This window comes from Arcicella sp. GW458-12-2-14-TSB2, from assembly GCF_059423785.1.
On record NZ_JBWKYN010000036.1, the window covers coordinates 1 to 23,783 of the forward strand.

A 23,783-nucleotide genomic window follows, 5' to 3' on the forward strand; every position below is an offset into this window, starting at 1 on the left:
ATTTAATATTACGCTGACTATATGTAAATATGCCTATTTAATTTGAAATGAAAATCGGTTTATTTTTTATGTAAAAAGAAATCATTCAGGTTAAAAGTATGTATTTATCCTATATGTTATGTGTAACGAAAAAAAAGCTCAAAAAATCATGCCAGTGAATAACGAAATCAAACGAATTACTACACATATTTTGCAAGAAATGAAAAATAGAGGTGAAAAAATCTCTTGTCTTACTGCTTACGACTATTCTATGGCTCGTATTGTTGATGCAGCAGGCGTAGATTTAATCCTCGTTGGTGACTCGGCATCGAACGTGATGGCTGGACATGAAACTACTTTGCCTATTACACTCGACCAAATGATTTATCATGCTACTTCGGTAGTGAAGGCTGTAAAAAGAGCATTGGTTGTTGTTGATATCCCCTTTGGTTCATATCAGGGAAATTCTTCTGAAGCACTTCGTTCGGCTATCAGAATCATGAAGGAGTCAGGTGGACATGCCGTAAAAATGGAAGGTGGTTCAGAAATCAAAGAGTCGATTATTAGGGTATTGAGTGCAGGTATTCCTGTGATGGGGCATTTGGGCTTAACGCCACAATCAATTTATAAATTTGGAACGTATAATGTAAGAGCAAAAGAAGACCAAGAAGCCAACAAATTGATAGAAGATGCACAAATGTTGGACGAAATTGGTGCTTTTGGTGTTGTACTTGAGAAAATACCTTCAAGTCTTACTAAAAAAGTATCTCAGAGTATCACCATACCAACTGTAGGAATAGGAGCAGGCCCCGATGCAGATGGGCAAATCTTAGTAATTCATGATATGCTTGGCATCAATAAGGAATTTAAACCAAGATTCTTAAGAAGATATGCTGACTTGGATGGAATTATGAATGAAGCAATTACACAGTATATTCAGGATGTAAAGTCAGTTGATTTTCCGAATCAAAAAGAGAGTTATTAATCAAAAATCGAGTTTAAAGAGTAATTCAACTCGTAAAATCAAAAATAGAAAATGAAAGATTTTCACGTAGTATATGAAGACAATCATATTATTATTGTCAACAAGAGGGCTGGGATTTTAGTGCAAGGAGATTCAACAGGGGATAGAACATTGACGGACGCCGTTAAGGAATATATCAAAAAAGAATATAATAAACCGGGGGATGTATTTTTACATCCTGTTCATCGCCTAGATAGGCCTGTTAGTGGCTTGGTTATTTTTGCCAGAACGTCTAAAGGACTAGAACGCATGATGGAGCTATTTAGAAAAAGAGATATTCAAAAAACCTATTGGGCAATAGTTAGGCGTAAACCTAAAGAAGCAAAAGGAAAGTTGGTTCACTGGATTGTAAAAGACGAAGCTAAGAATGTAGTGACGGCGCATGAAACTGAAGTGAAAGGCTCGCAAAAAGCAGAACTTAATTATAAGGTATTGGGCGAAATCAACAAGCATTTCTTGATTGAGGTAGAACCCATTACTGGCCGCCCTCATCAAATCAGAGTTCAGTTAGCCTCAATGGGTTGCCCTATTCGTGGTGATTTAAAATATGGTTTTGACCGCCCCAATGCTGATGCAAGTATTAACTTACATGCCAGAAGAGTGTATTTCGTTCATCCGATAAAGAAAGAACCGATTATCTGTAAAGCTGCTGTTCCAACGAATGCTTTCTGGGAAGAGTTTCTTGAACTTGATCCAGACGATTTTAAGCAAAAGAATCTGGATTTTCTTCATGAATAATAGGATGAGAAACATCTCTTGATATCTGCTCTACGAGGTCGCTGATAGAGTGTTTAACACCATGAAGAATGCCTGAAACAATGCTTAAAGGAAGTATTAATGGCAAAAATACTAGCCATTGTAGAATCATGAATTGATTGAACTTTTTCATTTTACTAGATAGTGGTTATTGTGAATAATTATGTTGTAAAAATAATAATAATTCTCAATATAACAATATTTAATAGGTTGAAAATATTACAATTATTTAATACTTATTATGCGAAAATAATAAAAATGCTTCCTAATCTTAGAAAGAAGTGTTTTTTGAGGCTAAAACATTGAAATATGGTTTTTTAAGATAGCGTAATAATTAATCTTTACACTTGGAAGAATAAATCAAAAAAATAGCCCTAGCATCAGCTAGGGCTATTTTTTATTTTACTAAGTCCATTAATGTATTTTCTTCTAAAACAGCAAGATTGGCATCTCTCCATTTTTCCATAACGTTTCTCAATGAACAACTTTCTTCGTCTCCACAATCATCACATTTGCCATAAAAATGCAATGATACACACAGCGTTGGAGAAATGGGGCCGTCAATGATACGAATGATTTTAGCAAAAGAAACTTGGTCAGGTGGTATTCTTAAGTAATAACCGCCACCTTTACCTTTTTGGCTTTGTAAAAGCCCATGATTGCGTAATTCAAGAAGGATTGCTTCTAAAAATTTTTTGGGAATATTTTCTGATTCAGCAATATTTGAAATAAGTAATGGCCCTTTTTCATATTCACGAGCTAGAACCTTTAGGGCTTTCAAAGCATATTTAGCTTTTTTAGAAATCATAATGATGAAGTTTTAATTTAGTTGCTTCGCCAATAAAATGGTTTTGATAAATTATCAACTGCTTGCACTTTGAATAAAATAGTAATATATCTACTAAGTTCAGGAATTCCATTCGATTGATAGACAAAAGTACATAAATTATCATAATTTATTATATTATTGATAATGCAACAAGCTCAAATAATTTTAATAAACTCTGGGAAAAAATAAATATTATCACAAAATAATGATAAATCATTGGGGCTTTTGCTGAACGATAAACTAGTAGGATATGTATAAAAGTACGTCACTATCCTTTTAATCCACATTTGCGCTACAAAACAATACTAAAATTGTAGATGTTGTATAAAAGTGGGTATTTTTTTGCACATAATAGGTAAAACATAGCGGAAATATGTGCAAAACGATAATTCTGAGTAATCTTGTTTAGACATACACAATTACTTATTCTACTATAACGAAGAATATTAACTTTTAACATTTTTTAATCTTATAGAATGATTCTTCAAACCACAGACATTTATTTATTCGTAGCTTTGTAGCATATTACTATTTCAATAGCGGGAATTTAGGCTATTGTTACCTGAAAAAAAATGAAGATTCTTGATTTATACATCATTAAAAAATTTCTTAAAACTTACTTTTTTGCGGTTTTAATCATCGTTTCTATTATTATGGTGATTGACTATACCGAGAAAATTGACAACTTCATCGATAATAAAGCGTCTGTTCATGCTGTTTTGTTTGATTATTACCTGAACTTTATTCCCTATTGGGCTAATTATATTAGTCCGTTAATGGTATTTATTGCTACAGTTTTTTTTACGGCAAACTTGGCAGCACGTACAGAAATCATTGCTATTCTAAGTACGGGCGTCAGCTTCACCCGTTTTATCAGACCTTATTTTATAGCCTCGTCTATTGTAGGGATTCTAACCTTCTTTATGGTTGGGTGGATAATTCCTAATGCCAATAAAACGCGTATTGCCTTTGAACGAAAATATGTAGTAGGCTCATACTATTATAGCGATAGAGATGTGCACATCAAAATTGGTCCGCAAGATTATGCTTATATGGAAAGCTATGATACAGGTTCGCAAACGGGCTATCGTTTTTCTTTGGATAAAATAGATGGGCATGAATTAAAAATGAAATTATTAGCAGACCATATTACGTGGGATTCTACTCGCAAAAAATGGTCGATTTTCGATTATAGAGTGAGGACTTTTCTGCCTAATGGCAAACAAAAGCTAACTTATGGTACTAAAATAGACACCACGCTTAACTTACTTCCCAAAGATTTTGAAAGCAAGTATCAGATTCATGAAACGCTAACAAACTCAGAATTAGAAGATACCATTAATCAAATTAGAACACGCGGGGCAGATGGTATTGAGATTTTCTTAATTGAAAAATACTTGCGATTCGCCAATCCCTTTGCCGTTATCATTCTGAGTGTAATCGGGGTAATTGTATCTGCTCGCAAAGCAAGAGGTGGTGTAGGCTTTCAGATTGCACTAGGCTTTATGTTGGCATTTTTATACATATTATTCTTTATGATGAGCAAGGGAATTGCTCAATCCGGAGGAATGCCTCCGCTACTAGCCGTTTGGTTGCCTAATATCGTTTTTACGGTGATTGGTTTTATTTTATACTATACCGTGCCTAGATAGTGTGGAGTTTTGAATTTAGCGTGCGGAGTATCTTGTTTTCCATCATTCAGGCACTTTTTCTAACAGTTAAATCAATATTTTGGCATTGCTAATTGACATACAGCTAATTGCTAACACAGACCAAACCGCTTCATGAAAACAAACAGCATAAAAGATTATTTCCAACTTCATTTTGTAGTACTCATTGCTGGGTTTACGGCTATTCTAGGAGCCTTAATTTCTGCCCATTCTTTAAGTATTGTTTTCTTTAGAACTTTTCTGGCTTCCGCAGGCCTATTCCTTTATTTATACCTTAAAAATGTACCTATTAAAATTTCTGTAAAAGCTACTTGGCAGTTATTAGCTACAGGGGGCATTATTGCGTTACATTGGTTTACATTTTTTTATGCAGCCAAAATCTCAACAGTAGCGATATGTCTTGCAGGTTTTTCTACGGGGTCGTTATGGACAAGCTTACTTGAACCTTTATGGGACAAAAGAAAAATCAGGGTCATTGAAGTAGGACTAGGTTTAATGGTAATAGTAGGTTTATATTTAATTTTCTTGTTTGAAGTAGACCACATCATGGGCTTATTGGTCGGAATATTCTCCGCCTTTTTAAGTGCGTTGTTTTCTGTCATTAATGCTCAGTTTGCTAAAAAACATAGTCCTCAAATCATTACATTTTATGAAATGCTCGGGGCCTCATTCATTACTTTCATACCTGTTCTGTATTTGTTTATTCAAGCAGATAACGATTTTATCCTTATTCCGCAGGGCTTAGATTGGTTATGGTTGTGTATCTTAGCTTTTGTGTGTACAGTTTATGCTTTTGCAGAAGGAGTAGAACTAATTCGTAAATTTTCAGCCTTTACGTTTAACCTTACATTAAACCTTGAGCCTGTTTATGGAATTATTTTGGCTTATATTTTCTTCGGCGAAAAAGAACGAATGACCGTCGGTTTCTATGCAGGAACATTTATCATTCTAATCTCAGTATTGTTGTACCCACTCCTTAAAAAAACTAAATTTTCAAACAGTTAAAGCTTTGTTTGATAGCAAAACATATAGGATTCAGGCTGACAGAAAGTTTAATCTGAATTTTTTAGGCTATATTTGAGGCTGATTATATTTTCTATTATAGAAACCCATTCATAAAGTCTTTACCTAAAAACAGTTTAATTCGTTGAATATCCCCCAAATTTCAATTATCGCCCCTCTCTATAACGAAAGTGAAACTTTCCCCTTTTTGATAGAAAGGTTAAATGCATTAATGGATTCGGCTCAAGTAAGCATTGAAATTGTTTTAGTAGATGATGGAAGCCGCGATAATACCGCAGAATTGATGCAAGCGCTGGCATTAAGCGATGAAAGATATCATTGTTTATTTTTAGCACGAAACCACGGACACCAACTAGCCCTTACAGCAGGTTTAGCCATTTCCAAAGGCTCTGAAGCTGTAATGGTCATTGATGGCGACCTCCAAGATCCTCCTGAATTACTCCTAGAGTTTTATCCTTATTTAAAACAAGGTTATGATGTTGTTTATGCTGTTCGTAAACAGCGTAAGGAAGGCTTTGTAAAACGGAGTGCATATTATCTATTCTATCGTTTATTAAAGAGTATCGCTTATGTAGATATTCCTTTGGATAGTGGAGACTTCGCTTTGATGAGCCGTAGAGTAGTGAATATCTTAAATAAAATGCCTGAGGAAAGTCGTTATTTAAGAGGAATGCGCACATGGGTAGGGTTTAAGCAGATAGGAGTAGAGTACGCTAGAGAAGAACGCCAAGCTGGAGAATCAAAATATTCTTTCAAACAGCTTTTTAAATTAGCCTATAGCGGCATCTTTAATTTTAGCGAATTCCCCATCAAATTTGTTACTAGATTGGGTTTGTTTGCCATTGTCGTTTCGTTGATATACTTTATAAGTGTATTGATAAAGAAATATTATCTTCAAGAGGTAATAGAAGGTTTTCCTGCATTGCTTTTTATGATTATTCTTTTCAGTGGCGTGCAATTACTAGCGTTGGGAGTGCTTGGAGAATATATTTTACGAGTCTTTTTCCAGTCTAAAAACCGCCCCCTTTTCATTATACGAAGTGAAATTCAGAACAAAGAATTTGTAGAATAAAATACTCAATTTTGTTGTAGAAGATTATGTGGAAAATCTTCTACAACTTTTTACCTGCCAATTGCTACTCTTCTTAAAATAGTATCGATTACTTGCATCGTAGTGATACCATCAGCCTCAGCTTCATAATTAAGCATAATTCTGTGATTCAATACATCTGGGGCTATTTCTTTGATATCTTCTGGTAATACATAATCTCGGCCATCTAAATACGCTAACACTTTGGCTGCTAAATTCAAATTGATGCTTGCACGTGGCGACGCTCCAAATTGTACATAGCGGGCTTCTTCCCTCAATCCATAATCCCCCGGCTTACGCGTGGCAAAAATAAGTTCAATAATATATCGTTCAAGCGTTTCAGAAATAGTAATATCGTTGATTTCCTTTCTGATTTTAAAAATGTCTTCCTTATTCAGGATAGGTTTGGGCTGGTAATTAAAATCCATGTTAGACATCTTCCTCATTACTTCCAATTCTTGCTCTTTATTGAGGTAGTCAACAAATACTTTGAGCATAAACCTATCTACTTGGGCTTCTGGTAAAGGGAAAGTCCCTTCTTGCTCTACAGGGTTTTGAGTTGCCAGAACTAAAAATGGTTTATCAAGCGGATAGGTAAAATCACCAATAGTCACTTGCTTTTCCTGCATGGCTTCCAAAAGGGCAGATTGTACCTTTGCTGGAGCACGGTTTACCTCATCCGCTAGAATAATATTAGCGAAAACTGGCCCTTTTTTTACTTCAAAATCATCAGATTTTCGACTATAAATCATCGTTCCGATGAGGTCGGCAGGTAATAAGTCGGGCGTAAATTGAATACGGTGAAAATCTAACTTAAGGATTTTTGATAAGGTATTTACAGATAATGTTTTGGCCAAGCCCGGTACACCTTCTAACAAAACGTGTCCGCCTGTAAATAAGCCAATAAGTAGTCGATTCGTCAGTTTTTCGTGACCCACCACTACTTTTCCCATTTCTTCAAAAACTTGATTTATTTTTTCTCGTGAAGTCATTATTGTATTGAGGTAAGATTCATTAGCCAATGTTTATCCATTTATGAAAACCTAGTAAACGTTGGCATCTACCATATAAAGCTTATATGTACGTGTTCATTGTAAAGCAATTTTACGAAAAAAAATTGGCAATCTGTATCTTACAGTTCTAAAATCGTTAGGAATCCCTTCTTTTTTAAGAGAGACTATACGCTAATATATTTTGAACAAGTACAGGTTTTATTGTAAACGAAAACGCTTTCTTACATAAAAACCCATAAGCCAAAAGCCTATGGGTTTTAGTATTACACTACCTTTATTTTACTTAAGATTTTTATTGAAATACTGGAAATGGATCAATGAATGTTCCTTTCTTTTGCATTCGTACAATTTCTTCTTCTACACAAAGACATTCCTCCAACTCCTCAATAATGGCTTCTTTATCTAAATCTTGCCCAATGATTACTAGCTCATTGATTTTGTCTCCAAAGCGTTTATCCCATCGTTCCATGATGGTTTTCTTGTTTTCAAGCCAAGCGGGATAAAATGGACGTTCCCAAGAGGGAATATCCGCCCACCATGAACCAGCCCAATCTGCACGGACTGACCCGCCAGCTTGACTCCAATTAAGGGCATCTTTGGGGCGAGAGGCTATCCAGAATAAACCTTTCGAGCGAATAATGCCCCCATGCCAATAGTTATTGATGTAATTCCAGAATCGTTCTGGATGAAAAGGGCGAGGGTCTCTGAATACAAATGAGCTAATGCCATACTCTTCTGTTTCGGGGGTATGTTTTGCATTGGCTAATTCTTGTATCCAGCCTGTAGTGTTAGAGGACTCCTCAAAATTAAATAAGCCAGTGTTCAGAATCTCTTTTGCTTGTACTTTCCCAAATTCGGATGAGAGTATCTTAGCATTAGGATTTAGCTTTTGAACAATAGCCTTCAATTCCCCTACTTTTTCAGGTGTTAGTAAATCTGTTTTATTCAAGATAATAACATTGGCAAATTCAATTTGGTCAGTCAGTAAGTTTACGATAGTTCTAGTATCGTTTGGGTCTTCGTCGTTCATGCCACGTGTCCACACAGTATCAATAGACCCAAAGTCTTTGGCAAAATTGAAACAATCTACCACTGTCACCATAGTATCTAGTCTGGAGAATTTAGATAAATCGATGCCATTTTCTTCATCGATATAGCTAAAAGTCTGGGCAATAGGTAAGGGTTCTGAAATACCCGTGGATTCAATCAAAAGGTAATCAAAACGATTTTCTTTCGCCAGTCGCTCTACTTCAATCATCAAATCTTCCCGAAGGGTACAGCAAATACAACCGTTTGATAGCTCGACTAACTTCTCTTCGGTTCTTGATAAGGTATTTTCTTGTTTCACCAATTGGGCATCTACGTTTATTTCGCTCATATCATTTACAATAACAGCCACTTTTAGGTTGTCTTTATTATGTAAAATATGATTGAGCAATGAGGTTTTTCCAGCGCCTAAAAAGCCACTTAGCACTGTAACGGGGAGTTTTTTGTTTGACATCTTCTACAATTTCTAATATTAATGATATGAGTGATGATGAGTCCAACTGAAGCAAAATAGCCCAGTAGATTAATGTATTTAAAGTCGTCTTCAAATAAAATAGCGATTGCGAAAAGCGAGAAGAATAACCAAAAAGAGCTACTTATTTTCTGTGAAGTGCTTTCTTTAGTAGTAAAAAATACTGCTACGAAGCAGGTAATTAGAAAGATATAATCCCAATATCGGATACCTTCATGGGAGCTAATACTGACTTCTGTTTTATAATAAGCTTGCACAAGCATTATTAATGGTGTTGCTAAGCAATGCACCAAGCAGATTCCTGAGCCTAAGATGCCTAGGTAATCATAACCGTATTTAGAAAATAGTTTTTTCATATTTGCAACATTGTTGCAAATATGGTAACAAGAATTTTATTTTGCAACAATAGTGCAAAAATATTGTTATCGTTCGTTATATTTGCAACGTTATTGCATTATATAAATTCAACAAATATGAAATTGACTAAGAAAACACTTTTGATGGCAACGTTAGCCTTTGTTTTGGTAGTAGGATGTAAGAAGGATGAACCTGCGCCACAGGAAGACAATGAGAACCTAACAACGGTAAGGTTGAAATTCACTGAGGGCGGTGTTACTAAAACTTTTTTATTCAAAGACCTTGATGGTATTGGAGGAAATGCTCCGACGATTGACAAGATTTCGTTAGATGCGAACAAAACGTATGCTTTGGCTGTGGAGATGCTAGATGAAACAAAAACGCCTGTTGTCAATGTAACAGAAGAGATACAAGAGCAAAAGGATGAGCATTTGTTTGAATATGTATCCACTCCAGCATCATTATTAACTGTTTCTGGAAAAGATAAAGACTCTCGTGGGTTTGATGTGGGCTTGACGGCCACTGTAAAAACGACTGTAGCAGGAACGGGCAAATTGCAGGTGGTTTTACACCATCAACCACCAGTAAATGGCTCTCCAATCAAAAATGGTTCATATACGGTAGGGAGTATAGATTTTGATGGAACTTTTGAGGTGGAGGTTAAGTAGATTGTAGATATAAGATGTTAGACACAAGATTCAAGACATTAGATTCTAGACATTAGACATAAGAAAAAGATATATGAGGAAAGAGGAAAGACTACGATACATGATTTAAAGTTTTTTTACTATTAGTATTAAAAATCTTGTATTTTATCTCTTGTTTCTCATGCCTAATGTCTAAAATCTAACGTCTTATGTCTTGAATCTAATGTCCAAAACCTACAACTCACCACCTCAATAAATCCCCCTTCTCAATCCCCTTTCTTTGGCAAAACCCTGCGTTTACTTCTAACACATACTTCGCGTTCTCGTAAGAAGGTATCGCTTCTTCCGAAAATGGAGCTCTGTTGGCTTGAATCGTTACAACTCTTTTTTGGGTATCTAGAAAAATGATATCAAGAGCAATAAAAGTATTTTTCATCCAAAAGCTTTGAGGCTCATTTTCGGGCATGATAAACAACATCCCACAAGAGTCGGGCATTGAACGACGAAACATTAAGCCCTGTGCTGTTTCCTTATCATTATCGGCAATCTCAATCGTTAATTTTTGTTTAGTCTTCACAAATTCTAATTCCCCTTCTTTTTTAAAAACAGGTTCTGCCATCTCTGGAATTACACTTATCGTATCTGCCTCAGCATCAGAAGATGAATTATAAAAAAACCGAATCAGGTTAGAAGAGAAAAACCCTCCGAAAAGTAGAAGAAGCACTAAAATGATAATGATTGTTTTTTTCATAGTCTTTAATTCATTTAAGTGTTTTTTAGGAAACAATGATTTGATTAATTAATGATTTTGGGATTAGAGAATTTGTCTGAAATTTAAGTAATTTTACTAATCTAACATTCAATGTTATCAGAACGCTATGTTATGTATTTTGTTTTTGATTAGATGAAATACTCTTTAAATCAATTAATAAAATTAAAATAAACAGATTGATAGACTATTTTTGTCTTTCAACTGTTTAGTTACTAAACTAACGTTGAAAAAAACCTCTTAACAGAAATAAATATTTTATACTTCAGCCCCACAGGCATTTCATCTATTTTAAAATGGACATATCCGAAATCATTAAATACTTATCAGATTCTAAAGAAATCATTGGTGCGGGGCTTTTTGCTATTACTTTTGTAGTATATGCTGAAAACGGGTTGTTCTTTGCCTTTTTCCTTCCTGGCGACTATCTCCTTTTTTTGACTGGTGTTTTTGTAGGGACAGGCTTCCTAAAGTATACTATTGGAACGGTTTTGTTATACCTTTTTGTGGCGGCTGTAGTAGGCTCCTTAACGGGCTTTTTGTTTGGGCGGTTTTTTGGCAGTAACCTCGAAAATAAGGCCGACACTTGGTATTTTAAGCAAAAACACTTGGATTCTACCCGCGATTTTTTTGAAAAATATGGTAGCCAAGCATTAATAATTAGCCGATTTTTGCCTTACATTCGTACTTTTGCCCCAATTTTAGCAGGAATTAGCCGAATGAATTATCCTAAATACCTCTTTTTGAATATTACGGGCGGTGCAATTTGGGTTGGTTCTTTAGTAGGTGGAGGCTATTATTTCGGAGTAGAATTCCCTTGGATTATCAACTATGTTCATTACGTTATTTTATTCTTTTTGGCCATCACTACTTTTACAGTAGTAAAAGGATACTTGAATTTTAGAAAAAATAAATAACGCCAATACCTTTTAAGATGATTACTGATTTTGGTTATATATTACTCTTTATCATTGCTGCGATAGTTTTTGTAGCCGTAATATTATTTATAGCAAAACTGATTCGCCCGAACCGCCCAAATGTGGAAAAACTCACTACTTACGAGTCGGGAGAAGAGCCAGATGGGAATGCAAACGTTCGATTTAATATTCGTTTTTATGTAATTGCCTTAATTTTTATCCTTTTCGACGTCGAGATTATCTTTTTATTTCCTTGGGCAACAGTTTTTGGAAATCAGCGATTAATTGCTGATACGGATGGTCTGTGGGGATGGTTCTCGTTAGTAGAAATGTTTGTGTTTATTGGCGTATTATTAATTGGCTTAGCCTATGCTTGGATAAAAGGTCATTTAGACTGGGTACGTCCAGAAGTGAAAATCACTGAATATACATCTAAAATACCTGCTTCGCTTTATGATAAAATAAACGAAAAATATAGCAAGTAAAAGCCATAAGATGTTAGGAAATCGTAAAAAAGCCTTGTTTTTTACCATCTATTGCCCTTTTCTGAATGTCGATGGCATGGCAATTTTTCCTTTTGTGCTTGTTAGAACAAAACTCCCTTCTAAGATATTACTCAATCATGAGCGCATTCATTTAGCCCAACAGCTTGAGTTGCTCATTCTCCCATTTTATATTTGGTATCTATCAGAATATCTGCTGAATAGGCTCAAAGGACAAAATCATCAGGTAGCGTATAGAAATATTTGTTTTGAGAAGGAAGCCTATGAAAACGAAGATAAGCTGGCGTATCTGACTCATAGAAGAGTTTGGACTTTCTTAAAGTATTTGTAGATTATCGATAAGCTACCATAGATTTTGTGGACAAAGCACTCGTTGACGATTATTCAACATAATACCAATCACTATCTCGTGCGAGCCTCTCGAGCGTTCCTTTAGCCCTGATAAGGTGTAATCATAAGAATATCCAAAGTTGATTAATGAACTAATATTTGCACCGACTAATCCCACAAAAGCATCTTTGTGTCTATAGGATGTGCCAAACCAAAATCGTTCTCTGAAAACTGTTTTTAAGTTAACATCAAAACTTATGGGTGCTTTCGCTACTCTTTTAATAAGCGTAGAAGGGATGAGCGTCCAATCTTCACTGAGTTCTTGTCTAAAACCTGCTGTTAGAAAGTAATGAGGTATGGCATCGCCACTCCAACTTTGATTAGAGTTATTAGTATTTTTATAATTAAAGCTATTAAAAATAAATTGATTGGCTGAAATACCCACAAAAAACTGCTTTGAATACAGCCAAGCACCAGCATTCAGATTGGGTTGAAGGGCTGTAAGCCTTGAGCCTGCAACAATAGCTTGGTCTGGGTTGTCTTTTACCTGAACTTTGCTGAAATCTACTGTGTATTGAGATATTCCACCAGAAAGACCGATGGCTAGTTTCATTTTTGTAGTAATAGGGACGTGTAATGAATAGCTGATATTAAAACTATTCTGCGTATTGGCTCCTGTTTTATCAGACACTAATATAAACCCAATACCATGGTGGAGAGGCACTTTTGCCGAAGTATTGAATTGGTTTGATAATGGCATAGGTCGCCGAATAGATTTACTAAAATTAGGACGAGCACCCGTACTTGTTCTATCTGTCTTGCCAATAGGCATATGAGCTGACAAATAATAAGTTGTTGGAGCGCCCTCAAAATCTGTCCATTGGTTTCGATAACCCGTTTTAATATCAGTATAATCTTCAATGCCCCCAACTGCTGGATTGATTAAATAACTATTCATCATGTATTGACTATACTGAGGTTGAGTTTGGGCAAATGCCTTCAAACTCACGGTAATCATCAAAAAAACAAGTATAATTTTGGGCATAATAGCGATGAAGTTCACATTTTAATACTAAAGATAATAATAAAAGAGGTTTTTCTATTAATATTCTAATGAGTATCCAACCTTTTGAAAAAAAAATGTGTCTATTATCATGCTTACTCGTGCGTATTAGTCGATTTACTCACTTCCATCAAAATAATGGGCAAATAAGCTTGTTTTTGGAGGGTAAATATTTAGAAATCAAAGAGGTAAGTTAAAAAAAGTAAAGACCAATGAAACCTTCGTTGTTTTTATCACGTAGATAATATTAGAAAGATAATTGATTCGGGTTTGTGTAGAAATAAGATTGTACAAGTTTTCATAAAGATGCATTACTGCAAAATTTTATGGAAATAAAAGATAATTAAATAGCTTATGGAGAATATCGAAAGCCTTTAGAAAATTTCTAAAGGCTTTTTTGTTGAAATTCTTGATAGAAAAGAACAAAGTTTAAAACTTCTACGTTAAACTTGTAATCCAAACAAGACTGTTTGAATTTTAAATATCAAACGCATAAGGCAATAATGCAAATACATCAACTACCGTTAGAGGACGTCAATCAGTTTTCGTCTCTTTTCTTAGACTTCATTAATCAATCCACAAAAACTAAAGATTTTTACGAAAATTATCCAGATCTTAAAGGATTTGAGCAGCAAATCGCTTTAAAACAATTTGATTCAGCCAAACGTAGTATTTTAGTAGAAACGCTAAAAAAACAGTATTCAGGTATAAGCAATAAGCCAAATGTTGATATTCTTTTAGAGGAAAATACGTTTACCGTCACTACGGGGCATCAACTCAATATTTTTACAGGGCCTCTTTATGTAATCTATAAGCTTGTTACAACGATTAACTTGGCGAAATCATTGAAAAATGCTTTCCCAGCTTACAATTTTGTACCAGTCTATTGGATGGCAACTGAAGACCATGATTTTGCTGAAATCAATCATTTTTCATTGTTCGGCAAGAAATTAGCATGGGAAACAGTCCAAAAAGGAGCAGTGGGTAGGATGAATCCAAAGGAATTAGAGGCTTTGATAACAGAAATGGCTGAATGTCCTGCTATTTTCAAAGATGCATACCTCAACAATGAGACTTTGGCGAATGCAGCACGATGTTACGCTAACGATTTATTCGGAGACCAAGGCTTAATTTGTATCGATGCAGATGATAGAAATTTGAAAAAACTGTTTGCTCCTATTATTAAAAACGATTTACTACACCATACTGCTTTTGATGTCGTTTCAAAAACTTCTGAGAAACTAGAATCTTTGGGCTATAAAACCCAAATCTCTCCCCGTGAAATCAACTTCTTTTATTTAGAAAATGGACTTCGTGAGCGTATTGTCAAAGAAGGCAATACCTATAAAGTATTGAATACTAGTTTACAATTTTCTGAAACAGAAATCCTTAACCTATTGGAAACTGAACCTGAAAAATTTAGTCCTAATGTGGTATTAAGACCCGTTTATGAAGAAGTGATTCTGCCAAACTTAGCCTATATCGGCGGTCCATCAGAAGTACCCTATTGGCTTCAATTAAAAGGCATTTTTGATTTCCATCAGGTAGCGTTCCCTATTTTGATGCCTCGTAACTTCTGTTTGATAGTCAATAAAGCTACTGCTAAAAGGATGGAAAAATTAGACTTAACCAGTCAGGATTTATTTTTGGATGAAATAAGCTTGAAGAAAAGCTTTATTGAAAAGCATTCTGAAAATAGCTTAAGCCTTGCTACGGAGAGTAATTCCTTTGTGCAGGTTTTTGAGGAAATTCTGACAAAAGCTGTAAAAATAGATAAAACGTTGGAAGGTGCAGTAAAAGGAGAGCAACAGAAGGTATTGAATGCCCTTGAAAACTTAGAAAAGCGTTTGAAAAAAGCAGAAGAAAGAAACCATGAAACTGAGGTAAATCAGCTGTTGGGAGTAAAGCAGAAGCTTTTCCCGAATGGAACTCCACAGGAAAGAAGCGAAAACTTTTTGAATTTCTATTTGAACAATCCTGAGTTCCTAACTCAAATTTCGGAAGTCTTCGATCCGCTTAACTTTAAGTTTTATGTAGTGATAGAAGAATAGAAAAGAGTAATAATAAAAAAAGGTCGGAAATTATTTAATATTTCCGACCTTTTTTTATGAAAGATTATCTATCTGAATAAAGTTCAAGGGATAGGCAATACCTTACTTTCTTTAAAAGTAGAAAGAATGACCATCGTTTGTGTTCCTGCTACTTCTTCAATCTCATTGATTTTTTCAAGCATCAATTTCTGATATGAAGCGATGTCTTTAGCAATTATTTTCAATAAAAAATCTCCAGAACCTGTAACGTGGTGACATTCAATGACTTCTGGTATCGAGTTTATTTGTGAAACGAAAGATTCTGTAACTTGCTTTTTATGTCCTATCAAAGTAACAGTCACAAAAGTAGTGACTCCTAAACCCACTTTCTCGCGGTTTAATTGTGCGTGATAGCTTTCAATGATTCCAGCAGTTTCTAATTTCTTAACACGTTCTAGTGTTGGGGCAGGCGATAGTCCTATTTCTTTTGATAATTGTGCATTAGTAATTTTGGCATTTTGTTGTAAAATTTCTAATACTTTATGGTCTATTTGATCTAGTTTAATACTCATTTCTTCGGAGTTTAGAATTGATGAAAGCGAAAAACGCCATTGATAATTTCAATGGTTTTTCAGAAATACATGATTGTTTATATATGAGTTATTTTTAGTGCGATAGGAAATCTATTGCAAATCTAATAGCTTTTTTGTAATTTTTGTAAGAAATTCTACAAAAAAGCTATTTTTTAGAATAATATTTTTATTATTCGGCAATTATATACCTATCTATTCATAAAATTCTGTGAAAACAGAATTTATATGCTAAAAACAGAAAAGTGCAAAACAGAATCTTATTTTGTATAAATGCTTACTTTCGCTTAGAAATTTTGTTCAGAGAAATTTTTCTTTGTCGCGTACATTTAAATCGTGTATGGTCAACAAGGCTTTTTGCAAGGTGTTTGGTCGCTCTTCCTTGTACTCTTTCACGCCACATTCGCCAAGACGACGCCTTCATTTCTCGGCGCATAAGTGCTATTACCTCTTGTTCTTTTAATCCGAATTGTATGAAAATAGCATCAAAGGTAGTTCGGTCTTCCCAAGCCATCTCTATAATTCTATCGATGTCTTGCTCATTTAATAATAAAGCTTTCATTTGTATTGTAAAGGGGAATTAGTTAGTTCTGATTGAGTGAATGATTCGATGAGTTTTTGGAATGATTATCCAAAACTGATAACACATTGTATAATATAAAGACGATGAGTTGGGAAGTAGTACAATAGAAATCGGCTTGCTAAAAGTTAATGGCCCACAGCCCCACTTTATAACTTTCTGAGTTAAAAAATGTTTTTAAAATCTGATTTGCTAGAAAACTCTGATTCATTCCCTAAAAAATCCGTAATTTCGTAAGATAGTCTTGTCACGATTTTGTTAATTAGCAAAACAAGTGCTAATATGCGAGAACCAACAAATTGATAACGATTAAGCTTATGGCAGAAGAAGAAAAAAAATCACTTAATTTCCTTGAACAAATTGTAGAAGAAGATTTACAAGCGGGCAAACACGGAGGACGTGTTTTGACTCGTTTTCCACCTGAGCCTAATGGATATTTACACATTGGGCACGCTAAATCAATATGCTTGAATTTTGGCTTGGCTGCTAAATATGGTGGACAAACTAACCTTCGTTTTGATGATACAAACCCTGAAAAGGAAGAGACTGAATACGTAGATTCTATCAAAGCAGATGTTCGCTGGCTTGGGTTTGATTGGGCAGGAGAAGAATTGTATGCTTCTGATTATTTTGAAACCTTATATAATTTTGCAGTAGAGCTTATCAAAAAAGGGTTGGCTTATGTAGATGACCAAACATCTGAACAAATTGCGTCACAAAAAGGGAATCCTAATTTCGCAGGTGAAGATAGCCCATACCGTTACCGTAGCATAGACGAAAATTTAGATTTATTCAGTAGAATGCGTGCTGGTGAGTTTGAAGATGGGGCTAAAGTACTAAGAGCTAAAATTGATATGGCTCACCCGAATATGCACATGCGCGACCCGCTGATGTATCGTATCAAACATGCGCCACATCACCGCACGGGCGATGCTTGGTGTATTTATCCAATGTACGATTTTGCACATGGTCAGTCAGATTCTATCGAAGAAATTACCCATTCTATTTGTACGTTAGAATTTGATGTTCACCGTCCTTTGTACGAATGGTTTATTGAAAAGCTCGGAATTTATCCTTCACATCAATACGAATTTGCAAGATTGAACCTTACTCATACAGTAATGAGTAAACGAAAATTGCTACAATTAGTCAACGAAGGTATTGTAAATGGTTGGGACGACCCACGTATGCCAACTATTTCGGCATTGCGTCGTCGTGGCTTTACACCAGCGTCAATTCGTAATTTTTGCGAAAAAATCGGTGTGGCCAAAAGAGATAATTTGATTGATGTAGGTGTATTAGACTACTGTGTTAGAGAAGATTTGAACAAACTTGCTACCCGAGTAATGGCTGTGTTAGAGCCATTGAAGGTAGTAATTACCAATTATCCTGAAGGACAAGTAGAAGAACTACACGTAGAAAATAATCCAGAGGACGAAAATGCGGGAAGCCGTATTGTGCCATTCAGTCGTGAGATTTATATCGAACAAGATGACTTTATGGAAGTTCCGATGAAGAAATTCTTCCGTTTGGGGCCAGGCTTGATGGTACGTTTAAAAGGAGCTTATATCATCCAATGTGATGATTTTGTAAAAGATGAATTTGGCAATATTACCGAATTACATTGTAGCTATATTCCAGAAAGCCGTTCAGGTGCTGATACTTCAGGTCTTCATGTAAAAGGTACTATTCACTGGGTATCTGTACCACATGCTATCAAAGCGGAAGTGCGTATATACGATAGACTATTGATTTTGGAAGATGCTTCGCAAGTAGGAGACGACTTCAAGAAATTTATCAATCCAGATTCTCTGACGGTTATTCCAGAAGTTTTTGTAGAACCAAGTTTGAAAGAAGCACAAATAGGAACGAATTACCAATTTATGCGCAAAGGTTATTTCTGTTTAGACACAGATTCAACAGCCGAACATTTGGTATTCAACAGAACAGTGGGCTTGAAAGATACTTGGGTAAAAGAAAAAGGAAAGTAGGGTTTGAGGTTTGTTAATAAAAAAGGAAAGGTGAAAACAGATGCTTATTAGCAATGTTTTCACCTTTCCTTTTTTTAATATGAAGCTTGATAGTCAATCGTAAAAACAGTGATAGATATTTTGTCTTTACTTACCTTAATGGGAAAAATGTTTCCATCTCCATCAAACAAATTTGAATACAAGCCTTTATTTCCTTCACGAATAAATAATGAGTAACGTCCTTCTTCTAAATCAACACAGAACTTCCCTTCTTCGTCAGACTTCACACTTTTAATAAATTTGGTAGCAATAGTTTGATAAAACCCATTTTCACGAGTAGTCTCAGCGGTATTCGTCAAATCGTACACTACTAATTCTCGTTGGACAGGTTTTGCTTTAGGAGTAGGTCTATCAGGCGAAGGCATCATGTTTCCAGATTTCCAGAAAATAGTGCCACAGATTCCTTGCTGAACCAAAGCAGGTTCAATAGTAATTGGTTTGGTGCCAGTAGGAGAGTCGGGATTGATAATAGCCTTTTGTACAGAAGCAGGAAGCGTATTTTTCCTTTTCAATTTTTTCTTGGTCTTCTGTCCAAAAGCACCAATCATCGAAAGGCACCCAAGAATAAGTATGAAGATTTTAACTTTGATCATATCAAAGATTATTTTCTTTTGAATAATGAATCAACAAACTCTTTTTTATTGAAAACCTGTAAATCTTCTATCTTTTCACCAACGCCAATGTATTTCACAGGAATTTTAAACTGGTCAGAAATTCCAATAACTACGCCACCTTTGGCAGTTCCATCCAATTTAGTAATAGCCAAAGCCGTTACATCAGTTGTTTTTGTAAACTCTTGTGCCTGAATAAAGGCATTTTGTCCTGTCGAGCCATCAAGCACTAATAAAATTTCGTGGGGAGCATCAGGCAAAAACTTCTGCATTACACGCTTGATTTTAGAAAGTTCGTTCATCAAGTTTACTTTATTGTGTAAGCGTCCAGCAGTATCAATGATTACTACGTCAGCATTTTGCTCTACAGCCTGCTTTACGGTGTCGTAGGCTACAGAGGCAGGGTCGCTATTCATTCCGTGGTCTATTACGGTTACGCCTACTCTTTGTCCCCATAATTTAAGCTGGTCGACAGCGGCAGCTCTAAAGGTATCTCCAGCCCCTAATATTACTTTATTACCTGCCTTGTGGAATTGTGAAGCCAACTTACCAATAGTTGTTGTTTTACCAACACCATTTACGCCCACTACCATAATTACATAAGGCTTAGTATGAGCTTTAAAGGCATCAGATACATCTTCTGACTTATTCTGTGCCAATAACTCAGCAATTTCTTCTCTCAGAAGACCATCAAGCTCAGTTGTTGTTACAAACTTGTCTCTGGCTACACGTTCTTCAATTCTACGGATAATTTTAAGGGTTGTATCAACACCTACATCCGAAGAGATTAAAATTTCTTCTAATTCATCTAATACCTCCTCATCGACTTTCGATTTGCCGACTACCGCTCTACTCAATTTAGAAAAAAGACCTTCTTTGGTTTTTTCTAATCCTTTGTCAAGTGTTTCTTTTTCTTCGGTATTTAAGGTTTCTTTTTTCTTAAAAAAATCAAATAAGCCCATGTTTGGTTATCAGTTTTCAGTTATCGTTTTGGTTTGTAGCAGTCAAGCGTTGGATGTTAAATATCATTAGCTGAAATTACCCAATTTTTTCTCTTTAAACTAATATTAAATAAGCAACAACTAGTTCCCCAAATATAAAACAAAAAAAGTCCCCTAACTTTATTTAGATAGGGGACTTTCTTTAAAGTCGAAAGAATTAACCTTTCAACGCTGCTGCTACTTCATCTTGAAGAACGATTTCTTCTTTGAATGTGTAAGCACCAGTAGCAGGGTTTTTCACTGCTTTAACGATTTTTGCGTATTTTACGCCACCTTCTTTCTTAAGGGTTGCAACTACTTTCTTTGCCATTTCTTTGTATAAGTTATTGTTATCCGTTTTGAGTTATCGACTGACTGCAACTTAACTGATGAGCAAACCCATCAATTACGATAACACAGACTTGATAACTTGTAATTGACAACTAAATGAATTACTTAATTTCTTTATGAACAGTCACTTTCTTCAAGAAAGGATTGTATTTCTTTAACTCTAAACGAGCTGTAGTGTTTTTACGGTTTTTCTTAGTGATGTAACGAGACATCCCTGGAACGCCTGAAGTTTTTTGCTCAGTACATTCCAAAATCACTTGGATTCTATTGCCTTTCTTAGCCATTGCTTTGTTTGCTTAATTGGTTATAAAAAATCGTTTTCTATTGATTATCAGTAAATTACAACCCAATCAAACTGAAAAACGAAGATGTGTCTTTGAAACAGGACTGCAAAGGTAGTAAATGTTTGAGTTTTAGACAAATATGTTTTCAAAAGTTTTTAATAAATATTGATAGAATGTGAAAAATAGCCAATTTTACCCCTTTTTAACCCAATTTATGCTTAAACCTTATCATTTTCAAGAACATAATTTTCAAGAGCTTAGGACAATTTTCACCACCAAAGCTATTTTTAATAGCTATTTGCTCGTTATCTAAACTTGTAAAAGTCCCATTTTAAAGTCCTTCGTAATTGGAGAGTGGTCAGCTGCCTGAATACTGGTTGAAATAATACTCCTTGTAGTCAGAGGGTCGATAATTTCATCAACCCACAAGCGGGCAGCAGCATAATACGGCGTGGTTTGCGTATTATATTTATCTTTGATGCCTTTCAAAATGGTCTCTTCTTCCTCTTTCGTAATTACCTTGCCTTTGGCTTTCATGGATGCTACCTGAGTTTGTAATAAAGTTTGGGCTGCTTGCTCGCCACCCATTACCGCAATTTTAGCACTTGGCCAAGCATAAATAAAGCGAGGGTCGAAAGCTTTTCCACACATGGCATAATTGCCTGCACCGTAAGAATTGCCAATGATAATCGTGATTTTAGGGACAACAGAATTAGAAACAGCATTTACCATTTTGGCTCCATCTTTGATAATGCCCGAATGTTCTGAACGACTACCCACCATAAAACCCGTTACGTCTTGTAAGAAAACCAAGGGGATTTTCTTTTGATTACAATTCATGATAAAGCGTGCTGCTTTATCTGCTGAATCGTTGTAAATAACACCCCCAATTTGTACCTCACCCTTCGTGTTTTTAATGACTAATCGTTGATTCGCCACAATGCCGACAGCCCATCCATCAATACGAGCGTAGCCACAAAGGATAGTCTTGCCGTAATCTTTTTTAAACTCATCAAACTCAGAGTCATCCACCAACCGTTCAATGATTTCACGCATATCATAAGGTTTGGTTCTAAGCTCAGGGAGAATATCAAGTATTTCTTCCAAATGCTTGGTTGGAGCTTTTGGCGTACTTCTATTAAAACCCGCCTTTTCAAATTTCCCTAGTTTGCTGATAGTCCTTTTTATTTGGTCAAGACATTCTTGTTCACTGTCAAACTGATAATCAGCATTGCCCGAAATAGCATTATGCGTATTGGCTCCTCCTAAGGTCTCGGCATCGATTTCTTCACCAATAGCAGCCTTTACTAAATAAGGGCCTGCTAAAAAAATAGAGCTTTGTCCTGTCACCATCAAGGTTTCATCTGACATAATGGGTAAATATGCTCCACCAGCCACACAACTGCCTAATACGGCGGATATTTGAGTGATTCCCATAGCACTCATTACAGAGTTATTATAGAATACTTTCCCAAAATGTTCTTTGTCTGGGAAAATCTCATCTTGCATGGGTAAAAATACACCTGCACTATCTACCAAATAAATAATTGGTAATTGGTTTTGCATGGCTATTTCTTGGAAACGAAGGTTCTTTTTACCTGTAATTGGAAAGTATGCACCAGCTTTTACCGTTTGGTCATTAGCTACAATTACGCACAATTGCCCAGCAATATAGCCTAGTCCGCCAACGGTTCCTCCTGCGGGGCAACCACCGTATTCTTCGTACATTTCGTAGCCCACAAATGCCCCAATTTCCTGAAATTCAGTGTCAGTATCTATTAAATAATTAATGCGTTCTCGGGCGACTAATTTACCTCGTTCATGTTGTTTTTGTACATTTTTTAGTCCTCCTCCTTCTTTTATTTTATCCAATCGTTGCTTCATTTCTGTAAGCAATTGTTGATGAAATTCCTTATTGTTTACAGCCATAGTATGATGATGATTTGAGATTATTGATGAATATAAATAGTACTATTTTTTGATAATTTACAATTATTTTTTGATAATGTAATTTTTGAGAAAAGTATGGATTTGATAAAATATTTGGTTATTAGCTGTAAATGTGGATGTGTTATGTTGATAAAACACTATTTAAACCTTAATGTGATGGAGATTGATTTACTCGTCCAAATATTATTTGGTTAAATAAAAAATAAAAAACTTTTGTGGAGTAGGTTAGGCATAAAAAAAGCCAGAGAAATAGCTTCCTCTGGCTTCTGTATAGTAGATTATGTTATTCTTCTAAATCTGCTTCTTCTAAAATGTAATTCATTTCATAGATATCATCAGCATTCAATTTTAGCTTACCCTTAAAAGTATGCATCTCGTCAGTTTTATATTTATGCGAAGCTCCCTTTTTAGGCTTTAGCGACATTACTGACTCTGGTCCTGCACCTCCACAGAAAAAACACTGACTGTAAGGAAATGCTGAAAGCACATACATATTAGTAGCAGCATCAACAGGAATTACATAGCCTTTGATGATAACCTCCTTGTTTTCTAATTTCTTTACAGCTGGTCCAAAAGTAGGGTATAGCATAAAAATAGATTCTTGCGGGTACCATTTTTTCTTAAATACCACGTCTTTCAAAATATCCCAAGTAAGTTTCTCCGAAGGCAGAGCAACTGGTTTTTTCATAGGAGTTGCCGACATCAAAGTCAACAACAAAGCACTGAATGTGATTAAAGTCTTGATTTTCATTTTAGTTGTATGCTATCAGCCTTGGGCTTTTAGCTTTTTTGTTGATTTTTATGTTAGTTTTTCCCGCAGATTTTAGCGATTTTTAATCGCTGATTCTCGCGGATTAATCTGCGCCATCAGCGTATTTTTTCTGCATA

At 35.4% G+C, this 23,783-nt stretch carries 26 protein-coding genes; 11 read left to right on the forward strand and 15 right to left on the reverse strand.

Translation table 11 applies throughout. The features are described 5' to 3' along the window. The first annotated feature begins 118 nt into the window (after nucleotides 1-118). Together panB and AC07XN_RS07350 are read left to right on the forward strand one after the other, a co-directional pair. A complete protein-coding gene (panB, locus tag AC07XN_RS07345) occupies nucleotides 119-964 on the forward strand; it encodes a 3-methyl-2-oxobutanoate hydroxymethyltransferase (RefSeq protein ID WP_407654644.1) in 846 nt (281 codons plus the stop codon). 51 nt (nucleotides 965-1,015) lie between these two features. Next, nucleotides 1,016-1,741, forward strand: coding sequence for an RluA family pseudouridine synthase (locus AC07XN_RS07350; protein ID WP_309924168.1), 726 nt, complete (start codon nucleotides 1,016-1,018; stop codon nucleotides 1,739-1,741). Here AC07XN_RS07350 and AC07XN_RS07355 read toward each other — a convergent pair. Beyond that, nucleotides 1,707-1,892, reverse strand: coding sequence for a hypothetical protein (locus tag AC07XN_RS07355; RefSeq protein ID WP_309924170.1), 186 nt, complete (start codon nucleotides 1,890-1,892; stop codon nucleotides 1,707-1,709). The two genes, AC07XN_RS07350 and AC07XN_RS07355, sit on opposite strands and share 35 nt — an antisense overlap. A 264-nt stretch (nucleotides 1,893-2,156) precedes the next feature. Further along, on the reverse strand, nucleotides 2,157-2,567 hold the full coding sequence (locus tag AC07XN_RS07360; RefSeq protein WP_309924172.1) for an RrF2 family transcriptional regulator: 411 nt from the start codon (nucleotides 2,565-2,567) through the stop codon (nucleotides 2,157-2,159). A gap of 593 nt (nucleotides 2,568-3,160) precedes the next feature. Here AC07XN_RS07360 and AC07XN_RS07365 point away from each other — a divergent pair. From AC07XN_RS07365 to AC07XN_RS07375, 3 genes are all read left to right on the forward strand, one after another. Continuing rightward, on the forward strand, nucleotides 3,161-4,240 hold the full coding sequence (locus tag AC07XN_RS07365; protein ID WP_309924174.1) for an LptF/LptG family permease: 1,080 nt from the start codon (nucleotides 3,161-3,163) through the stop codon (nucleotides 4,238-4,240). Between the two features lie 132 nt (nucleotides 4,241-4,372). After that, a complete protein-coding gene (locus AC07XN_RS07370) occupies nucleotides 4,373-5,263 on the forward strand; it encodes a DMT family transporter (RefSeq protein ID WP_309924176.1) in 891 nt (296 codons plus the stop codon). A 142-nt stretch (nucleotides 5,264-5,405) separates the two neighbouring features. Beyond that, entirely contained in the window at nucleotides 5,406-6,353 is a 948-nt protein-coding gene (locus AC07XN_RS07375; protein ID WP_309924178.1) for a glycosyltransferase family 2 protein, read from the forward strand. A gap of 50 nt (nucleotides 6,354-6,403) precedes the next feature. Here the strand turns inward: AC07XN_RS07375 and AC07XN_RS07380 are convergent, their stop codons facing one another. From AC07XN_RS07380 to AC07XN_RS07390, 3 genes are all read right to left on the reverse strand, one after another. Continuing rightward, the gene (locus AC07XN_RS07380; RefSeq protein WP_309924180.1) at nucleotides 6,404-7,363 is read right to left on the reverse strand and encodes an AAA family ATPase; all 960 of its coding nucleotides are present in this window, start codon (nucleotides 7,361-7,363) and stop codon (nucleotides 6,404-6,406) included. Nucleotides 7,364-7,676: 313 nt separating this feature from the next. Further along, nucleotides 7,677-8,885, reverse strand: coding sequence for a GTP-binding protein (locus tag AC07XN_RS07385; RefSeq protein ID WP_494742573.1), 1,209 nt, complete (start codon nucleotides 8,883-8,885; stop codon nucleotides 7,677-7,679). Then, nucleotides 8,852-9,259: a MerC domain-containing protein gene (locus AC07XN_RS07390; protein WP_494742574.1), complete on the reverse strand. Its 408-nt coding sequence runs from the start codon at nucleotides 9,257-9,259 to the stop codon at nucleotides 8,852-8,854. Before AC07XN_RS07390 ends, AC07XN_RS07385 begins: the two co-directional genes overlap by 34 nt. A 117-nt stretch (nucleotides 9,260-9,376) precedes the next feature. Between AC07XN_RS07390 and AC07XN_RS07395 the strand changes: the two genes are divergently transcribed. Further along, nucleotides 9,377-9,928, forward strand: a complete 552-nt coding sequence (locus AC07XN_RS07395; protein ID WP_494742575.1) for a hypothetical protein — start codon at nucleotides 9,377-9,379, stop codon at nucleotides 9,926-9,928. Nucleotides 9,929-10,148: 220 nt separating this feature from the next. Here AC07XN_RS07395 and AC07XN_RS07400 read toward each other — a convergent pair whose 3' ends face one another. After that, entirely contained in the window at nucleotides 10,149-10,658 is a 510-nt protein-coding gene (locus tag AC07XN_RS07400; protein ID WP_494742576.1) for a DUF192 domain-containing protein, read from the reverse strand. Nucleotides 10,659-10,972: 314 nt separating this feature from the next. On the opposite strand from AC07XN_RS07400, the gene AC07XN_RS07405 reads away from it, so the two are divergent. The 3 genes from AC07XN_RS07405 to AC07XN_RS07415 are packed head-to-tail and all read left to right on the forward strand — an operon-like array spanning nucleotide 10,973 to nucleotide 12,427. Continuing rightward, nucleotides 10,973-11,593, forward strand: a complete 621-nt coding sequence (locus tag AC07XN_RS07405; RefSeq protein WP_309924190.1) for a DedA family protein — start codon at nucleotides 10,973-10,975, stop codon at nucleotides 11,591-11,593. 17 nt (nucleotides 11,594-11,610) lie between these two features. Beyond that, nucleotides 11,611-12,078: an NADH-quinone oxidoreductase subunit A gene (locus AC07XN_RS07410; protein ID WP_309924263.1), complete on the forward strand. Its 468-nt coding sequence runs from the start codon at nucleotides 11,611-11,613 to the stop codon at nucleotides 12,076-12,078. 10 nt (nucleotides 12,079-12,088) lie between these two features. Further along, the gene (locus AC07XN_RS07415; protein WP_494742577.1) at nucleotides 12,089-12,427 is read left to right on the forward strand and encodes a hypothetical protein; all 339 of its coding nucleotides are present in this window, start codon (nucleotides 12,089-12,091) and stop codon (nucleotides 12,425-12,427) included. Between the two features lie 12 nt (nucleotides 12,428-12,439). Here the strand turns inward: AC07XN_RS07415 and AC07XN_RS07420 are convergent, their stop codons facing one another. Next, nucleotides 12,440-13,471, reverse strand: coding sequence for a PorP/SprF family type IX secretion system membrane protein (locus AC07XN_RS07420; protein WP_494742578.1), 1,032 nt, complete (start codon nucleotides 13,469-13,471; stop codon nucleotides 12,440-12,442). Between the two features lie 521 nt (nucleotides 13,472-13,992). Here AC07XN_RS07420 and bshC point away from each other — a divergent pair. Further along, on the forward strand, nucleotides 13,993-15,540 hold the full coding sequence (gene bshC, locus AC07XN_RS07425) for a bacillithiol biosynthesis cysteine-adding enzyme BshC (RefSeq protein WP_494742579.1): 1,548 nt from the start codon (nucleotides 13,993-13,995) through the stop codon (nucleotides 15,538-15,540). Nucleotides 15,541-15,623: 83 nt separating this feature from the next. Here the strand turns inward: bshC and AC07XN_RS07430 are convergent, their stop codons facing one another. Next, complete coding sequence (locus AC07XN_RS07430; RefSeq protein ID WP_309924199.1) at nucleotides 15,624-16,091, reverse strand: Lrp/AsnC family transcriptional regulator; 468 nt, start codon at nucleotides 16,089-16,091, stop codon at nucleotides 15,624-15,626. Nucleotides 16,092-16,386: 295 nt separating this feature from the next. Next, entirely contained in the window at nucleotides 16,387-16,671 is a 285-nt protein-coding gene (locus tag AC07XN_RS07435; RefSeq protein WP_494742580.1) for a TIGR03643 family protein, read from the reverse strand. A 335-nt stretch (nucleotides 16,672-17,006) separates the two neighbouring features. On the opposite strand from AC07XN_RS07435, the gene AC07XN_RS07440 reads away from it, so the two are divergent. Continuing rightward, nucleotides 17,007-18,680: a glutamine--tRNA ligase/YqeY domain fusion protein gene (locus AC07XN_RS07440; RefSeq protein WP_494742581.1), complete on the forward strand. Its 1,674-nt coding sequence runs from the start codon at nucleotides 17,007-17,009 to the stop codon at nucleotides 18,678-18,680. A 74-nt stretch (nucleotides 18,681-18,754) separates the two neighbouring features. Here AC07XN_RS07440 and AC07XN_RS07445 read toward each other — a convergent pair whose 3' ends face one another. From AC07XN_RS07445 to AC07XN_RS07470, 6 genes are all read right to left on the reverse strand, one after another. Beyond that, nucleotides 18,755-19,312 carry a carboxypeptidase regulatory-like domain-containing protein gene (locus tag AC07XN_RS07445; RefSeq protein ID WP_309924205.1) on the reverse strand — a complete coding sequence of 186 codons (558 nt, stop codon included), beginning with the start codon at nucleotides 19,310-19,312 and terminating at the stop codon, nucleotides 18,755-18,757. A gap of 8 nt (nucleotides 19,313-19,320) precedes the next feature. Next, nucleotides 19,321-20,292, reverse strand: coding sequence for a signal recognition particle-docking protein FtsY (gene ftsY, locus AC07XN_RS07450; RefSeq protein WP_309924208.1), 972 nt, complete (start codon nucleotides 20,290-20,292; stop codon nucleotides 19,321-19,323). Nucleotides 20,293-20,488: 196 nt separating this feature from the next. Continuing rightward, nucleotides 20,489-20,641 (reverse strand): DUF4295 domain-containing protein, encoded by a 153-nt coding sequence (locus AC07XN_RS07455; protein ID WP_309924211.1) that lies wholly within the window; start codon nucleotides 20,639-20,641, stop codon nucleotides 20,489-20,491. A 121-nt stretch (nucleotides 20,642-20,762) separates the two neighbouring features. Continuing rightward, nucleotides 20,763-20,945 (reverse strand): 50S ribosomal protein L33, encoded by a 183-nt coding sequence (gene rpmG / locus AC07XN_RS07460; RefSeq protein ID WP_109742450.1) that lies wholly within the window; start codon nucleotides 20,943-20,945, stop codon nucleotides 20,763-20,765. Nucleotides 20,946-21,254: 309 nt separating this feature from the next. Further along, complete coding sequence (locus AC07XN_RS07465) at nucleotides 21,255-22,874, reverse strand: acyl-CoA carboxylase subunit beta (protein ID WP_494742582.1); 1,620 nt, start codon at nucleotides 22,872-22,874, stop codon at nucleotides 21,255-21,257. A 304-nt stretch (nucleotides 22,875-23,178) separates the two neighbouring features. Continuing rightward, nucleotides 23,179-23,646: a DUF3299 domain-containing protein gene (locus AC07XN_RS07470; RefSeq protein ID WP_407654643.1), complete on the reverse strand. Its 468-nt coding sequence runs from the start codon at nucleotides 23,644-23,646 to the stop codon at nucleotides 23,179-23,181. Nucleotides 23,647-23,783: the final 137 nt, after the last annotated feature.

Excerpts from the sequence above, each read along its gene's own strand:
- AC07XN_RS07380 (WP_309924180.1), bottom strand. The coding sequence starts at position 7,363 with ATGACTTCACGAGAAAAAATAAATCAAGTTTTTGAAGAAATGGGAAAA.
- AC07XN_RS07455 (WP_309924211.1), bottom strand. The coding sequence starts at position 20,641 with ATGGCAAAGAAAGTAGTTGCAACCCTTAAGAAAGAAGGTGGCGTAAAA.
- AC07XN_RS07410 (WP_309924263.1), top strand. The coding sequence starts at position 11,611 with ATGATTACTGATTTTGGTTATATATTACTCTTTATCATTGCTGCGATA.
- AC07XN_RS07440 (WP_494742581.1), top strand. The coding sequence starts at position 17,007 with ATGGCAGAAGAAGAAAAAAAATCACTTAATTTCCTTGAACAAATTGTA.
- AC07XN_RS07350 (WP_309924168.1), top strand. The coding sequence starts at position 1,016 with ATGAAAGATTTTCACGTAGTATATGAAGACAATCATATTATTATTGTC.
- AC07XN_RS07360 (WP_309924172.1), bottom strand. The coding sequence starts at position 2,567 with ATGATTTCTAAAAAAGCTAAATATGCTTTGAAAGCCCTAAAGGTTCTA.
- AC07XN_RS07385 (WP_494742573.1), bottom strand. The coding sequence starts at position 8,885 with ATGTCAAACAAAAAACTCCCCGTTACAGTGCTAAGTGGCTTTTTAGGC.
- AC07XN_RS07370 (WP_309924176.1), top strand. The coding sequence starts at position 4,373 with ATGAAAACAAACAGCATAAAAGATTATTTCCAACTTCATTTTGTAGTA.
- AC07XN_RS07470 (WP_407654643.1), bottom strand. The coding sequence starts at position 23,646 with ATGAAAATCAAGACTTTAATCACATTCAGTGCTTTGTTGTTGACTTTG.
- AC07XN_RS07430 (WP_309924199.1), bottom strand. The coding sequence starts at position 16,091 with ATGAGTATTAAACTAGATCAAATAGACCATAAAGTATTAGAAATTTTA.
- AC07XN_RS07365 (WP_309924174.1), top strand. The coding sequence starts at position 3,161 with ATGAAGATTCTTGATTTATACATCATTAAAAAATTTCTTAAAACTTAC.
- AC07XN_RS07465 (WP_494742582.1), bottom strand. The coding sequence starts at position 22,874 with ATGGCTGTAAACAATAAGGAATTTCATCAACAATTGCTTACAGAAATG.
- AC07XN_RS07400 (WP_494742576.1), bottom strand. The coding sequence starts at position 10,658 with ATGAAAAAAACAATCATTATCATTTTAGTGCTTCTTCTACTTTTCGGA.
- AC07XN_RS07395 (WP_494742575.1), top strand. The coding sequence starts at position 9,377 with ATGAAATTGACTAAGAAAACACTTTTGATGGCAACGTTAGCCTTTGTT.
- AC07XN_RS07420 (WP_494742578.1), bottom strand. The coding sequence starts at position 13,471 with ATGCCCAAAATTATACTTGTTTTTTTGATGATTACCGTGAGTTTGAAG.
- ftsY (WP_309924208.1), bottom strand. The coding sequence starts at position 20,292 with ATGGGCTTATTTGATTTTTTTAAGAAAAAAGAAACCTTAAATACCGAA.
- AC07XN_RS07355 (WP_309924170.1), bottom strand. The coding sequence starts at position 1,892 with ATGAAAAAGTTCAATCAATTCATGATTCTACAATGGCTAGTATTTTTG.
- panB (WP_407654644.1), top strand. The coding sequence starts at position 119 with ATGTGTAACGAAAAAAAAGCTCAAAAAATCATGCCAGTGAATAACGAA.
- bshC (WP_494742579.1), top strand. The coding sequence starts at position 13,993 with ATGCAAATACATCAACTACCGTTAGAGGACGTCAATCAGTTTTCGTCT.
- AC07XN_RS07445 (WP_309924205.1), bottom strand. The coding sequence starts at position 19,312 with ATGATCAAAGTTAAAATCTTCATACTTATTCTTGGGTGCCTTTCGATG.
- AC07XN_RS07415 (WP_494742577.1), top strand. The coding sequence starts at position 12,089 with ATGTTAGGAAATCGTAAAAAAGCCTTGTTTTTTACCATCTATTGCCCT.
- AC07XN_RS07390 (WP_494742574.1), bottom strand. The coding sequence starts at position 9,259 with ATGAAAAAACTATTTTCTAAATACGGTTATGATTACCTAGGCATCTTA.
- rpmG (WP_109742450.1), bottom strand. The coding sequence starts at position 20,945 with ATGGCTAAGAAAGGCAATAGAATCCAAGTGATTTTGGAATGTACTGAG.
- AC07XN_RS07435 (WP_494742580.1), bottom strand. The coding sequence starts at position 16,671 with ATGAAAGCTTTATTATTAAATGAGCAAGACATCGATAGAATTATAGAG.
- AC07XN_RS07405 (WP_309924190.1), top strand. The coding sequence starts at position 10,973 with ATGGACATATCCGAAATCATTAAATACTTATCAGATTCTAAAGAAATC.